Origin of the sequence: Agrobacterium sp. MS2, assembly GCF_003261015.1 — a bacterium.
In the GTDB taxonomy this organism is placed as follows: domain Bacteria; phylum Pseudomonadota; class Alphaproteobacteria; order Rhizobiales; family Rhizobiaceae; genus Agrobacterium; species Agrobacterium pusense.
This window is the reverse complement of record NZ_QLNF01000039.1, coordinates 103,049-116,381: the sequence shown is the minus strand read 5'-3', so window position 1 is coordinate 116,381 and position 13,333 is coordinate 103,049. Positions and strand designations below refer to the sequence as shown.

Sequence of the window (13,333 nt, the reverse complement as noted above, 5' to 3'; positions counted from 1 at the left end):
TCGAGGCAAGCCTTTAGGCTACATCCTCAAACATGCCGATAAGCTTTGACGTCATGCCGTCGCGGGTAAGGTGTGCAAGCTGAGCGAATGCGCCGATTGCGCCGGTGACACTCTTGCCGTCTGGCGATTCGACATTCGCGCGCCGCTGCATTTCCAGAATCCGCATCCCGTCTCGCGCTGCGTTCTCCGGTTCGAACGTGAAGCCGACAGCTGCAGGCGGGTACGGCCGCATGTACTTCGTCACTGGCCGAAGGGTGAAGGCCGGTTTGCCGTTCGATATGCTGCTGTCAGTGCTGACCGCGTATGCCTCATAGCGCTGTCGTTCATCTGACCACCCACCAATGACGACTTCGCACGGGCCGAACAAATGAGCTTGGCCAGCCCTGCGCATGTCATCGGCTCCCCGCTTGAGAAGGTCGGGAAAGCCCATTGCAAACTCGTCGAAATTTTTGGCTGGACTGTCGCCAATCATGGGGCCGTGGCAGAATGTCGCCATAACTGGCCCCGTGATAGCGAAGGCAGCACCAAGCCACGGTATATGGTGCACCTTGGCCATGCGTCCGGACTTTGCCGGATTGCCACCAATCGCAGGCAGGTAAGTTGCGCCATCGACGACGAAGTAGACACCGCTTTCGCGAACGAAGGTGTTAATGGCGGTCATGGTAATCCTCCATATCGAATTCTTCCAGGTTGGTTGGGAGAGCCTTGCTGGCCTGTTTGCGGGTATTATAGGTGCGGGCGGCGCTGGCATTGTCATGCAGCTGGGAGACATCGCCAAGGGCGTTGCTGAGATCGGTGATGCCGCCAAGATGGCGGGCGTTTCAGCCAAGGCTTTTCAAGAGTGGCGGTACGTCGCGGAAAAAGCACGTATCCCCATCGATTCCATCACCGACGGCCTGAAAGAGATGGCCATCCGTGCGGACGAGTTCGCTACTACTGGAAAGGGTAGCGCTGCCGAAGCGTTCGCACGTCTCGGATTGACGCCTCAGGAGGTCAAGGAGCGGCTGAAGGATCCATCGGAGCTCTTACTTCTTCTAATCGAGCGCACTCGAAAACTCAAAGACACCGCTGCCGGCGTTCGCATTTTTGACGAACTTTTCGGCGGCACTGGTGGCGAGCGCATGGTGTCGCTCATTGAGCAAGGCGAGGCCGGCATTCGCGACCAGATAAAGGCGGCAAGTGACTTCGGACGCGTGCTCGATGATGACGTCATCAGAAAAGCGGCTGAGATCGACCAGCAGTTTAACAGCATCGCGGGAACCATTGGCACCACGCTTAAAAGCGCGATTGTCTCCGTGGTTGGTAGCATGGTCGACTTCATTGACGGCCTTCGCACCGTTGAGAAGCAGCGAAACCAAACGATCCAGGGCGGCATCAACGACATCATGGCGCAGAAGCAGGAAGTGGCGAAAGCCCTTGCCGCGATCGACGCTGCCGACAGCAAGCTGAATGACCGCCAGAAGGCTCGCGCTCGGGGAACGCATGAAATCACAATGCAGCAACTCAACGAGCGCGAAAATGCGCTTATCAAGGAACTGGAATCGCGGCCATCGGTGATGAATTTCACGCCGAAGAGCAGCGACACTTGGACGCCGCCAACGAAATACACGCCGCCGGTGGACCCGAAAGCAGAGAGTGCGCGCGCTAAGGCGGCCCGTGAAGCGGAGCGTGAGCGCAAAGCCGTGACTGACCTTCTGGCTGACCTTCAGCTCGAATACGACATGATCGGCAAAACCGAGGCCCAGAAGGCCAAAATGAACGCCCTCAGGCAGGCCGGTGCCGCCGCGACAACGGAAGAGCAGCTGGCTATAGCCAACAAGGTAGACGCTATCTATCGCGAGTCTGACGCCTACGAAAAAGTGCAAGCCGCAGCCGAAGAGGCAAAAGACGCGGCCCGCGACTTCGCCGGAACCATTGTCAACGGCATGCTGGAAGGTGCCAGCGCTACCGAGGTGCTAGGCAACGCCCTGAAGAACCTTGGCAGCCGTCTGATCAACAGCGGACTCGATAGCCTGTTCAACATGGGCGGCTCTGGCGGTGGTGGCCTGTTCAACATCTTTAAGGGTGGTGGAGGCGGCTTTCCTTCGGCTCCAGGAGGCCTTTATTCTGAAGGCGGCTATACCGGCGATGGCGGCAAGTATCAGCCGGCCGGGGTAGTGCACAAGGGCGAGTATGTCATGGACGCGGACACCGTGCGCAAGGCCGGTGGCCCTGCCGTCATGGAAGCCATGCGACGCGGCCTGAAGGGCTACGCTGATGGCGGCTACGTCGGCGCAATGCCTTCGCTTTCGCCTCCCAGTATTCCGAATATGAAGTCCGTCACGGGCGGCGGCACGTCCATTGCGCCGGTCATCAACTTCTCCCCTACCATTGACGCGAGGGGGGCTGATGCCAGCGCTGTAGCGAGAATTGACGCCAGCCTGAAGAAACTAAAAGCCGAGATCCCGACCATTGTTGTGGGGTCAGTAAGGGACGCGCAGAAGCGCAACGTCAAGTTCAATTAAGGACAGCATAAAATGGCACTTTTCGCACTCGCCAACCTCGCGGTAGGTGCATTCAGCGCAATAAGCACATTTGTCGGCGCGATCGGCCCCATCGGCGCCTGCCCTCGCCTTAGCGAGATTGTGCGGCCATGTGCGGTTGCGGCGTCGGCGGACATGGCGCGGTAAAAGGCGGCGCTCTTTCTGTGCGTGATCCGGTTTTTTGTGTCCTGCACCTGAAACGCAGCTTCAAGCTTAGGATGCGCCGAGATAACGCCCTTCATTTCTTCAAGCGCAATGCGCGCCTGGTCGCGGTCAACAGCGGCCGAAACTACCTGAGAGCCGGGAATGCGCTCTGGACCTAAAGCAAGCAGGCACAGCGCAGCGCCAAGGGTGGTTTTGCGGTTGCCGCGTGGAATGAGAGCGAAGACCGTTTTAATCCGCCGCGTTCCATCAGGCTTCGTGTCGCCATATACCTTGCGGATTATGCGCTCCTGCCACCGGTCCAATTGAAAAGAGCGCCCCTCCAAGGCGCTCTTAGGATGTCTTAGTGCTTTCAGGAATTGGACTGCCCGCTCCCCTTTACCGTGAGGATCCGGAATAGGGCTGTCGTCGAATACCCAGGCAGGATAACTAGATGCTGGCGAGGGCGTCGTTTTCGTCTTCAATCGCGGCGCCTCCCTTGTTCTTATCGCGGCTGGCCGGCGTAAGACCGAGCTCCGCAGCTAGGCGGCGGCTGGCCTCAATCGCTTCTTTAAGGATGGTTGTTTCGGGACGGCGCTTTAGTTCACCAGTTGGTGACACATATGTGAGCCCGTCATTCTGCAGGACCACCTCAGCTTCGCGCTTGCGGGCCACGCAAAGGCAATAGTCTTCGACCGTTGAAAGCTCATGGCGCGCGATGCGGCCGTTCTCAATGAGGCCGGGCATAATCCGCCGCCATTCGTCCTTCGCATGCTGCGGCAGCCAAGCGGGGGCAGGTGGGGCTTTGGTCAACGCGCCGTTGACCGCGCGAATTTCAGCCTTCCTGCCCTTCATGCTCCAACCCTCACGCAACGCAGCTCAAGGCCGCGTCGGCGGCCAATGGGCTTGATCTGTTTCAGGTCATAGTCCAACCCGTCGTGCTTGATCTTCATTTCAAGGTCGACGCCATCAATCCAGCGGGTGCGAAAGATCCGCAGGCGTTCCGTGGTGGCGCCGTAATTGCGGATAAATTCGTCCGTGCTTTCTTCAATGATCTGAGCGCGAGCAGTGGCAATATCTGCCACAACTTCAATCTGGCCACCGTAGCCGTCGTCGACATAGGTCACGCCACGAATGGTGATGGTGGTGTCAAGTTTGCCAGCCCTCATTCGGTGTCCTCCGCGGTGACGTTAAATGTGACCACGCCATGTGAAAGCAGCCCGCCGGGGTCACGCAGGAAGCGCGAATCCTCATAGCTGAAGTCCAAACGGAAGCCGTCCTGAGTGCCGCCCAAGTGTTTGAGCGCGCGCCGCATTTCGCCGGCGATGGACTTGCACATGGTGAAGGTGTTCTCTTCGGTCCACACGTGGAAGGTCAGATAGACGTCACTCGCGTCCACACAATCTATGTCGGCGCCCACGGTTTGCGCCTCGCCAACAATGATGCACGGCTTCACTTCAGGCCGGCCATTGCGGTCGATGATATTAGCCGCAGGGACAAGGGCAGTGGGCACGCTGCACCCGCATGACGTAATGCGATTGGGCATTCAAAGGTCCCTTAACAATTACTTGACAAATCCACCGTAATTCAGTATAGTCAAAGATACCAAACGAGGTGGTCTCGGGCGGATTCAAGCAACATATTTCTCTTAGATGGAGTTGCGATGGTATTATTAATACAAGGTTTAATTAAAGAAAATGAGAAACGGACTAGAACTACTAATTGACGTCATATACAAATTACTAGCAGTATCATACTATATTATAAAGCTCATCGAGCATTTTGGTATTTTCTAAAGCTGGCAGATTGAAGTAAGGAGGGGATGAGAAATCACCCCCTCCTTTTTTTGTTTACGGCGTGACGTCGAATTCGCCGTGGACGAAGCTTTCCGGACGGTAGATCGCCAGTGCAAGGCGTTCCTCGGCCCGAATCGAAACTAGGTTGAGCTCGAAGTCTTTGTCGTTCTCCGTCGACACTTCGACGCGGGCCTGCCAGCGGTCGAAGATCTGGGCGGCACGGGCAAACGCACCAACCATGAACTCGCCTTCGTTCATGACCGTGGTGTCGACAACCGGAAGGCCCCAGAGGTTCTGGCCGTTGTTGATGGTCGGGTTCGACCAGACGTAGCCGCCGGTGGTTTCCTTGATGAGCTCGATGTCAGCCCAGTCGGACGGGTGCATGACAATGCCGGTGGCGCGATATTCAGCCAGGCGGACCTGAAGAATGGCGCGGCGCAGAATGTCGATCTTGGTATCACCGGCCTCAACAAGCGCAGTGTTGAATGCCGTTGCATTCGGGATGAGGCCGTCAAGGTTTTGGCCGGTGCCGTCACCGCGGAGCAGCTGCGCTTCTTCGACGTCCGCGAGACCTTCACGGGCGCGCGTGTCGATGTAGCTGGCCAGCATGGGCGCATCTTCAAGGATCTGTTTCGACGCCTTGAACATGTGCGCGATAACGCGAACCGGGGTGGTGTACTGTTCGAACGTCAGGTTCGAATAGGGCTTCGCTGCGCCTTCGGCTACCGGAGCGGCAGCATTGGTGAAGCCGGTTTCGCGGACGTACTGAATGATGCCGGAGGTCGTGGAGCCCGAAGCAAGAAGGTCCCGAATGGTGAGCATGCGGCGAGCCGGGCCGATGATCTCCTGAACGCGGTGAGCGGGTACAAGGGACGTGGAGCCGTCGGTGCCGGTGCCAACGGTTGCGGAACCGGTGGTGATGGCCTTGAGCTCAAGATCGGCCTTGCCCTTCGACTGTTTCGCGGCGAGGACCTTGAAGCCTTCAGTCTCAATGAACTGCTGGCCAACAGACTTCGTTTCGACGGCGTCATTGTCGGCGCCACGGGCCATCTTGGCCTCGATCTTGTCAAGCCGGTCGACCAGCTTTGTGTCGGCTTCGGTCTTGTCCTTCACCGCTTTGGTGAGGTCGTCGATTGCGCCCTTGACGTCGATATCGTTGTCATTGGCAGCAGATTTGGTTTCGAGCTTTGCAACTTTGCGTACAGCGTTCATTTGAGGTCCTTTATGGATTGGGAGGCGGCGCGAATAGCGGCCGCGATTTCGGAATTGTTGGCGGCCTTGACCGATGAAACGGTGGCGTCGGGGTGCATGGGGAAGGTCACGAGCGAGACCTCTTTTAGCAGCACCTGTTCAAGCACCCGCGCAGACTTGGTGCTGTCGCGTGTGGCGTTGATGGTCTGGAAGCCGATTGATAGGCCGTCCAGCGCGCCCGCCTTCATGAGCGCGTGCGCTTCACGGCCCTTGGCAGTTTCCAAGATGAGGCGACCCTCAGCCTTGAGGCCGATTTCGTCTTCTTCGAACTTGGTCCAAACGCCGATTGGTTCGTCGCGGTCATGCTGCCAGAGCATGCGGACTTTGCCGGCGGGGATCTTGGCAAGAGAGACATTGAAGGCGCCCTTGCGGATGATGTCCCCACCAGTGTCCTTCGTGCCGAAGATTGCGGCATAGCCCGAGAAGGTGCCATCCTCCTTCACCGCTTTGGTGTCGAGCTCAACCGGCGTCAGAATATTAGGATTCGACATCGGTCTTGCCCTCCCTGAAGATAGCTTCGGAGAGAATTTCCGCTGCCAGATCCGCATAGTTGCCGTGACCAGCTTCCTGAAGATGGTTGATCACCGCAGGGTGCGGCACGTAAGGAAAGATGCCCGAGTATGGCATGCCGTACTTGAGAGCTTGCTTCGCCATATCGTCCCTCATGCGCAGTTCCGCAGTCGGGCCGTACAGGGCGAAGGACAGCACAAGTGCAAGGTCGTGGAGCCGCCAATGCCCGGCGGTGAATTCCTTCAGAACCGCAAACAGCGATCGCCCCAGAACCCCCTCAAACATTGCCACGTGTTTGGGTTCGATCTTGAACTCACGTTCCTTGCCGTCGAATGTCGCTTTGATTGTCAACGTTTCCCTCCTGGGGGTTGTTGTCATTGGCCGGCTTCGCCACGTCGATGGCCGGGTTTTCATAGGTGTCGCCTCCATCGCGTGGGGGGAGGTCGATCCACTGGCGGGCCTCATTCGGAGAGATTGTCCTTGCCGTGATGAAGCTTGAAATTGCCGTCGCGCGCGCGGTCAGGTCGGCCCTTGTGAGGTCGTCGCGGTCGAACAGGATGCGGTGAGTTTTCTGCTCTTCCTCAGAAAGAAGGATGCGGCCATACGCACCTTCCAGCTGCTTCAGCCAAGGCTCAAGGCAGTAGACAAGAAACTCACGTCCCATCTGCTCGGCGTTGCCCCACGTGCCGCGATCAAGGTCAAAGATCATGGTGGGTGGCACGCGGAAGGCGCGGGCAATTTCTTCGTTCTGGAACTTGCGATTTTCCAGATACTGCGCGTCGGTCGATGATAGGCCCAGCTGCGTGTATGTCGTGCCGTCCCATAGGACCGGGGTCTTGCCGGCGTTCTGGGCGCCGGAGAATGCGGCCGTCCAGCCCTTGAGCATCGCCTCGACACCCTTGTCGCCTAGCGCCTTTTGGCTAACCAGAACGCCACCCGGTCGCGCGCCGTTGGCGAAGAGGTTTCGCCCATAGCCTTGAAGACCGCGCGCGAAAGCGATTGCTTCCCTTGCGTGGGTGACCGGAGAAACGTTGAAGGCGTTTCGCACATGGATGACGCGTTTCGCATCGAGCACAAGGCCGTTCTTTGTGTAGCGAGGCTTGCCCGATCCGTCGGCGGCAAACTCAACGGCGATTTGACCGTGCTTATATTTCACGATTTCAATCGGCCTGCCGTCGGTGGATATGGTTGCCAGCGCGAACCCGCCCTGGTCGTTTGTGAGCGCCTCGACGATGATCCCGCGTGTTAGCTCAAATCCGGAAGTCCAGTCATTGACCTTGCCGTTAAGGAGCTTTGTCGCTGCATGATCCTCAACGTCCTTCCAGACGCCGCCCTCTTTGCGCTGCACCTTGACGTCAAGGCATGCGGCGCTTTCCGAAATTAGGCGGATATCCGAATCCTCGCTCTTTTCGCCACGCGTCAGATACAGGCGCGATCGTGCGCTGTTGGACCAACCAGTGGAACCAGACGTGCCGGTGCCTGAAGTCATGCCCGAAACAGAAGGGTGAGCTAGCAAGATAATCGCACAATCAATTTCAATGGCCAGCTTGCGCAGCATGCCGACGAACTGACGGGCTTGGCCGCGTTTGATTTCGTCACCAGCGAAAAGGTCGGCCACCGTATCCAGAACGATGAGCTTCGGTTTGAATTCGGCAGCATACTCGGCAAGGTCCAACCAAAGCGGCGTGGGCTGCATGTTGCCCGATTTATCAGGGACTGAAAGAAGCGCGTCTGCGTCGGCCAACGACAGAAGGCGAAAGAGTTGCAGATCATCAAACGACTTTTCGTGCGCTTTCAGGATGGATGAAAGACGCCGCTGAAACTCTTCGGCTTCATCTTCGGCGCCGAGATACAGAACGCGGCCTGCCCACGGCTCAAGGTCCAGCGTTTCCACTGACAAGGCGCCGGCCGCTGCGATCTGAAGTGCAAGAAGGGACTTGCCGACACCACCATCACCATACAGCAGCGTAACTTGGCGCATTGGAACCAAATCGGGAATATACCATTGCCGGTCAGGGACAGTCTGGCCTTGCCATACCGCAGGATTGATAAGGTTCAACGGCGCACTTTCTACAAGCGGCTTGCGTCCTCCCCTTATGGTGTAGGTGTAAGCTTGGTCGTCATCGCCGATTCCAATGTTGACCTGCTCACCGTTGACGGTGGCGCGATAAAGCGTAGGGCCAGCGGTTGGGATTATGTGGATCTCGCCTCCGTACCGGCGCTGAAAACGCTTCATGCGGTCAAGGCGCGGGTCGGGGTTGTTGTCATTGTCGGCCTTGGCAGGCTGCAGGAAGTTTGCAAGAATACGCTTGTGGCCTCCTACCGGGAAGTCAACGCCTATGCGGTCTCCGTCAACCTGAGAAACCGTACCGTTTCCCCATTTGTCATGCCAAACGTCGTCACCAACTGAAATAGTCTCAGGCTGCGGCTTGGGCAGCGGTGGTATCTTGGCCAATGGTCAGCCCCTTGTATTCGGTTACAGCGACATCGATGATTTGAGCGCGGAGCTCTGGTGAAACCGTGACCGCTGGACCGCCGCCACTGATCTTAGGGAAATGGATATTGAACCCGGTGGCGGTCCTTAGGAGACGCACTCCGCAAATCCGCAAATCGGGATTAAGCTGAATGATGAACTCAGCGAGCATATCGGGACCGCCCCACGTCGGCGGCGCCATCTTTAGAATTTTCATGGTGCTGACCTGCGATGCTCTACTATCCGGATGAATGCGTCACACGCAGCGTCCATGATCTTCCTTTCGGCGGCACTTGCAATCGTGGTGAAACCCAGTTCATGGTTGATGTAGTCGGTTATTTCTTCGACCCTCAGCTGGATGGCATGCTCGCCGCCAGGTCAGCTATATCAAGATCGCGGGCAATTCCTTCTGCGTGCTTCACATAGAATTCTGCGTCTGTTCGGATGCTCATGCGGCTCTCCCATTGATTGCGGTTTCAATCCACGCCTCGACCTCGGCGCGGACATAGGCGATGCGCTTCAAGCCAATCTGCACAGGCTGCGGGAACCGCTTTTCTTTGGACATGCGCGCGAGCAGCACGCGCGACATAGTCGTTGCGGCCGCAGCCTCTTTCGGCGTCATGAGGCGCGGCTTGTTGTCATTGGCTGGAATTGTCATGGTGTTTCTCCTCGAAGCCAGGACAGAGTCATGGCGCGAAATGGAACGAAGATTTTTGAAGGGGTTGGGTTGCCGGTCACTGCCGGAGAGGGTTGCTAGCGCTTGGCGCCAATGAGCCGGTTTTCCCGGCACTGCTTCTTGGCGGGCACCACCCCGCCGATTGCCGCAACCACCACAATTGCGACGTTCATTAAATAGACCGATTTTACAAATTTGTCAAGATTTGGAAACTGTTGAAACCTTGGTTTCGCAGTATTCGGTCCAGTCCTCCATCATGCCGCGCCGCTTTGCAAGCGCGTCGCTTCGGCGGTATGCTTGCTCAACTACATCACCCACTGCGTGGGCAAGGGCAGCTTCCGCAACTTCGCGTGGGTGTCCGGTTGTATCACCTGCCCAATCGCGGAATGATGAGCGCAGGCCGTGCAGGGTGATTGTTTTGTCCTCAGATGCAGCGCGCAGGATTTTCACCATCGCCGTGTCTGATATTGCGGCGCCTTCTTTGCCGCCTTCAAATATCAAGTCACCTGTGGCGACTTGCTTGCGTTCTTCAAGGATTGCCAACATGCGGCCGGTGAGCGGAACGCGGTGCTCGCGGCCAGCCTTCATACGCTCAGCCGGCACTATCCAAACCGCCTGGGCGAAATCGATTTCAGACCAGACAGCGCCGCGGACTTCGCCAGAACGCGAAGCGGTGAGGGCGGTAAATTCAACGGCTCGAGCAGAAACGGCGTCGCTCGCCCGAAGCTTCGCCATGATGGCGGGTATGTCCTTGTATGCTGCCGCTGCGTGGTGGCCGCGCGTCAGTTTGCTACGTGCGGGCAGGAGCTCTTTCAGGCCACCGCGCCAGCTGGCCGGGTTGTCGCCGGTGAATAGCCCACGCGCCCGCGCATGATCCATTACGGCCGCAATTCGCATTCTGGTTCGGTCTGCGGTTTCGGGAATGGTAGTCCAGATAGGTTTCAAGGCCTCAACCACGTCGTCGCGGGTGATGTCGCCAACCGCCTTCTTGTGAAGCGGCTTTGCGTATTCATCGAGCGTCATGCGCCACTGCGCCTTATGCTTCTCATTTTTGAAGCTGGCTTCCTTTACCGCAATGACGTCTTCCATGACGTCGGCGAATGTCTTGCGCGTAGCCAGATCCTCGCCGCGCGCCAGCCGTGCGCGAACCTCATCAGCCTTTTCGCGAGCCAAGGCCAGCGGCACCGGGGCGGTGCCTTGACCATATCCCCCAAGACCTATCTCGACGCGCTTGCCTGCGCGTTTGTATATAAAGACCCATTGGCGGCTTCCGCCGGCACGGACGCGAAGGAAAAGCCCATCGCCGTCGCCGTATATTCCCGGCTTAGTCAGTGCTTTGATTTTGGTCTCTGAAAGCTTATTGCGCGCCATCGCTTCGCCCGTTGTCATAACTTTACGCATGAAACTATGGCAAATACGGCCGTTGTCAACGAAATCGTGTCAATAATTTCAATAGCTTACGAAGCGCGGCGGACATCCTCTCCGCCATTCATTGTCGATCACCGCACGCCACCAGGCAGTCGAAGCGCTGGTCCTTTCTTAAGCCCCACACCACATATACTGAGTTCATGGCCCGGTTCCGTGCAATGAGGATGGCATTCATCCCTTCGGCAGGCGGGGGAGAGGCTTGTCGTAGGCGTCAAGACCGTATGGAGACTGATGAATGATCCATACCAGTCGGAACAGGCCTGCGCCGCCGTACGGGTGTGGCATGCAATTTAGCGCCTCTATCGTTCACGTTTACAGTTGATTCGGTTGCCACCTATTTCGATTTCTCGCTTGATAATCTTCCGATTCATAAAGGTGAGATAGCGGGCTTCATTGACATTGGCCGGGCTGGCATCGCTGACCGATATCAGGATATTAATCTACAAATCATCCGCAAATAGCGCAAATGCGTGAACTTTCGTGTTTCGACCTTGTTCGGCTGCCTTCCAGCGGAAGGTAACTGACAATGCGCCTCGTTCTCTCCATCCTCGCGGCCGCCATCCTCATCGCGGTCATCGCTTACGCCATGTCCGGCAATGACCCGGTCGAACAGCAACCATCGCCGCACGCGATCGACCAGGACGGGTGAATCGCTTTTCGAATCATTGCCAGTGAATCGCTCCCCGCTCGCGCTCGTTTCCGAAGCCGGCTCGTTCCCGCATGACGGCCGCACCTGCGATGTGTGCAGCGGAGGCAAAAAATCTCTATAGCGCGGCCTGCGTAGCAAGGGATCGCGGAAAACGCCGGTGGATTGGAAATACCTTGTTAACCGCCCTAACTAACGGATTCTCAAAAGAAATCTTAACGTATTATAAAACCTTTTGTCCATCCGCAGGGCGGTGTGTGTTGTTTCCGCAACAAACCGAAATGAAGCATATACGTAAATGCTATTTATCGGATGTTGGCGATTGCATGCGGCGAAACCTTTTGTATTTTCACCACCAGAAGCGAGGCGGTGGATCGTTTGGCTTCTGAGAACACGGGAATGGGGCAGGGAATGCTGTCCTTCAGCGAAAGTACCCAGACCCTTTTAAAAACTTTGACTGGAGGTCAACCATGAACATCAAGAGCCTTCTGATCGGCTCCGCTGCGGCTCTCGCAGCAGTATCCGGCGCACAGGCCGCTGACGCCATCGTCGCTGCTGAGCCCGAGCCCCTGGAATACGTTCGCGTTTGCGACGCTTTCGGCACCGGCTTCTTCTACATCCCCGGCACCGAAACCTGCCTGAAGTTCGGCGGTTACGTTCGTTTCCAGACCGACATCAACCGCGGCACGGGCTTTGGTCCTAACACCAACAACCGTACGTCTGACTGGAACTCGTTCACGCGCGCCCAGTTCGAAATCGACACCCGCACGGACACCGAACTCGGCGCTCTGCGTGGCTTCATCGGCTTCCGCGGCAACGCTGACTCTGGTTCGTCTTCGCAGTCTTCCGTATTCGTTGACCAGGCTTTCATCGAACTCGGCGGCCTGAAGGTCGGTAAGTTCTACAGCTGGTGGGACGATGGTCTCTCCGGTGAAGCTGACGTTCTTTCCACGAACGCTCTCTTCAACTCCATTCGTTACACCTACGACGCTGGCTCGTTCTGGGCAGGCATCTCGGTTGACGAACTTCAGGGCATCGACGGTCAGTTCCGTACGCAGGTTGGTCCGGCTGTAGGCGGCGTCATCCCGGTCGTTCAGGCTGAAGTTGACAACAATGTTGGCGTAACCCTCGGCCTCGGCGCTAAGCTCGGTGCGGCTTCGCTGCAGCTCATCGGCTCCTACGACGTCGACCAGGAAGAAGGCGCAGTTCGCCTGATCGCAACTGCTGACCTCGGCCCGGGCACGCTCGGCCTGGCTGGTGTTTGGGCTTCTGGCGCAAACGCTTACTACGCAGAATCCGAGTGGGCAGTTGCTGCTGAGTACGCAATCAAGGCAACCGATCGTCTGACGATCACGCCCGGCGCGCAGTACTTCGGTAACGTTGCTGATCGCGTTGTTCTCGGCACTGCCGCTGCACCGACCGGTCTTGCAATCCTCACCAACGACTGGTCTGACCGTGACGCGTGGCAGGCTGGCCTGACCGTGGACTACAAGATCACGCAGGGTCTCTCCACGAAGGTTGCAGTTAACTACTACGACGAAGACAACCGCTCTTCTTCTTGGAACGGTTTCGTTCGCCTTCAGCGTTCGTTCTAATCTGATCTGACATCGTCAGTGACGGAAAGCCCCGGCAGAGATGCCGGGGTTTTTTTGTAAGAAAATTTTTCGTCGTCAGACGCCGGCGTCACTCTCGCTTGCATCCTTGCGTGACGCCACGTCCCCATAAGCGGGATCTGTGATTGCCAGCTGTTCGAGGTGCTTGTGCTCGAGACACTTGATTCGACCCGCGCTAGCCCAACGCTTTGACAGTCTGCCTTTTTTCAATGACGCCTCTACTCTCAGGGCCACCGGGAAACGTTTTCTTGTCCTTTTGCGCGCGACGCTAACCATT

General features: G+C 57.3%; 15 protein-coding genes and 1 pseudogene. 4 read left to right on the top strand and 12 right to left on the bottom strand.

Going from position 1 to position 13,333, the window contains the following annotated elements; translation table 11 throughout:
- Positions 1 to 13: 13 nt before the first annotated feature.
- Complete coding sequence (locus DOU54_RS14305) at positions 14 to 661, bottom strand: hypothetical protein (protein WP_113731462.1); 648 nt, start codon at positions 659 to 661, stop codon at positions 14 to 16.
- Between DOU54_RS14305 and DOU54_RS14300 the strand changes: the two genes are divergently transcribed.
- On the top strand, positions 651 to 2,504 hold the full coding sequence (locus DOU54_RS14300) for a phage tail tape measure protein (protein ID WP_113731461.1): 1,854 nt from the start codon (positions 651 to 653) through the stop codon (positions 2,502 to 2,504). The genes DOU54_RS14305 and DOU54_RS14300 overlap by 11 nt on opposite strands.
- On the opposite strand, the gene DOU54_RS14295 is transcribed toward DOU54_RS14300, so the two are convergent.
- The 11 genes from DOU54_RS14295 to DOU54_RS14240 form a co-directional block, all read right to left on the bottom strand.
- Entirely contained in the window at positions 2,501 to 3,148 is a 648-nt protein-coding gene (locus tag DOU54_RS14295; RefSeq protein ID WP_146617367.1) for a terminase large subunit domain-containing protein, read from the bottom strand. The genes DOU54_RS14300 and DOU54_RS14295 overlap by 4 nt on opposite strands.
- Complete coding sequence (locus tag DOU54_RS14290) at positions 3,114 to 3,518, bottom strand: phage terminase small subunit P27 family (protein ID WP_113731459.1); 405 nt, start codon at positions 3,516 to 3,518, stop codon at positions 3,114 to 3,116. The genes DOU54_RS14295 and DOU54_RS14290 overlap by 35 nt, the downstream gene beginning before the upstream one ends.
- A complete protein-coding gene (locus tag DOU54_RS14285) occupies positions 3,515 to 3,832 on the bottom strand; it encodes a phage head closure protein (protein ID WP_080798964.1) in 318 nt (105 codons plus the stop codon). The genes DOU54_RS14290 and DOU54_RS14285 overlap by 4 nt, the downstream gene beginning before the upstream one ends.
- Complete coding sequence (locus tag DOU54_RS14280; RefSeq protein ID WP_113731458.1) at positions 3,829 to 4,209, bottom strand: DUF3168 domain-containing protein; 381 nt, start codon at positions 4,207 to 4,209, stop codon at positions 3,829 to 3,831. Before DOU54_RS14280 ends, DOU54_RS14285 begins: the two co-directional genes overlap by 4 nt.
- A gap of 304 nt (positions 4,210 to 4,513) precedes the next feature.
- Complete coding sequence (locus DOU54_RS14275; RefSeq protein ID WP_113731457.1) at positions 4,514 to 5,671, bottom strand: phage major capsid protein; 1,158 nt, start codon at positions 5,669 to 5,671, stop codon at positions 4,514 to 4,516.
- The gene (locus DOU54_RS14270) at positions 5,668 to 6,201 is read right to left on the bottom strand and encodes an HK97 family phage prohead protease (RefSeq protein ID WP_112636842.1); all 534 of its coding nucleotides are present in this window, start codon (positions 6,199 to 6,201) and stop codon (positions 5,668 to 5,670) included. Before DOU54_RS14270 ends, DOU54_RS14275 begins: the two co-directional genes overlap by 4 nt.
- Positions 6,188 to 6,571: a GTA-gp10 family protein gene (locus DOU54_RS14265; RefSeq protein ID WP_193603346.1), complete on the bottom strand. Its 384-nt coding sequence runs from the start codon at positions 6,569 to 6,571 to the stop codon at positions 6,188 to 6,190. Before DOU54_RS14265 ends, DOU54_RS14270 begins: the two co-directional genes overlap by 14 nt.
- Positions 6,534 to 8,675, bottom strand: coding sequence for a phage portal protein (locus DOU54_RS14260; RefSeq protein WP_286079912.1), 2,142 nt, complete (start codon positions 8,673 to 8,675; stop codon positions 6,534 to 6,536). The genes DOU54_RS14265 and DOU54_RS14260 overlap by 38 nt, the downstream gene beginning before the upstream one ends.
- Positions 8,638 to 8,910: a hypothetical protein gene (locus DOU54_RS14250; RefSeq protein WP_146617366.1), complete on the bottom strand. Its 273-nt coding sequence runs from the start codon at positions 8,908 to 8,910 to the stop codon at positions 8,638 to 8,640. The genes DOU54_RS14260 and DOU54_RS14250 overlap by 38 nt, the downstream gene beginning before the upstream one ends.
- A gap of 231 nt (positions 8,911 to 9,141) precedes the next feature.
- Positions 9,142 to 9,351 (bottom strand): helix-turn-helix transcriptional regulator, encoded by a 210-nt coding sequence (locus tag DOU54_RS14245; protein ID WP_113731452.1) that lies wholly within the window; start codon positions 9,349 to 9,351, stop codon positions 9,142 to 9,144.
- A 216-nt stretch (positions 9,352 to 9,567) separates the two neighbouring features.
- Positions 9,568 to 10,758 (bottom strand): tyrosine-type recombinase/integrase, encoded by a 1,191-nt coding sequence (locus DOU54_RS14240; RefSeq protein ID WP_353505550.1) that lies wholly within the window; start codon positions 10,756 to 10,758, stop codon positions 9,568 to 9,570.
- A gap of 359 nt (positions 10,759 to 11,117) precedes the next feature.
- On the opposite strand from DOU54_RS14240, the pseudogene DOU54_RS28115 reads away from it, so the two are divergent.
- The 3 genes and pseudogenes from DOU54_RS28115 to DOU54_RS14230 all read left to right on the top strand — a co-directional run.
- Positions 11,118 to 11,234 (top strand): annotated as a pseudogene (locus DOU54_RS28115) (phosphotransferase); the annotation flags it as partial.
- Between the two features lie 89 nt (positions 11,235 to 11,323).
- A complete protein-coding gene (locus DOU54_RS28110; protein WP_286079911.1) occupies positions 11,324 to 11,446 on the top strand; it encodes a hypothetical protein in 123 nt (40 codons plus the stop codon).
- Positions 11,447 to 11,913: 467 nt separating this feature from the next.
- Positions 11,914 to 13,038, top strand: coding sequence for a porin (locus DOU54_RS14230; RefSeq protein ID WP_112553564.1), 1,125 nt, complete (start codon positions 11,914 to 11,916; stop codon positions 13,036 to 13,038).
- Positions 13,039 to 13,333 lie beyond the last annotated feature (295 nt).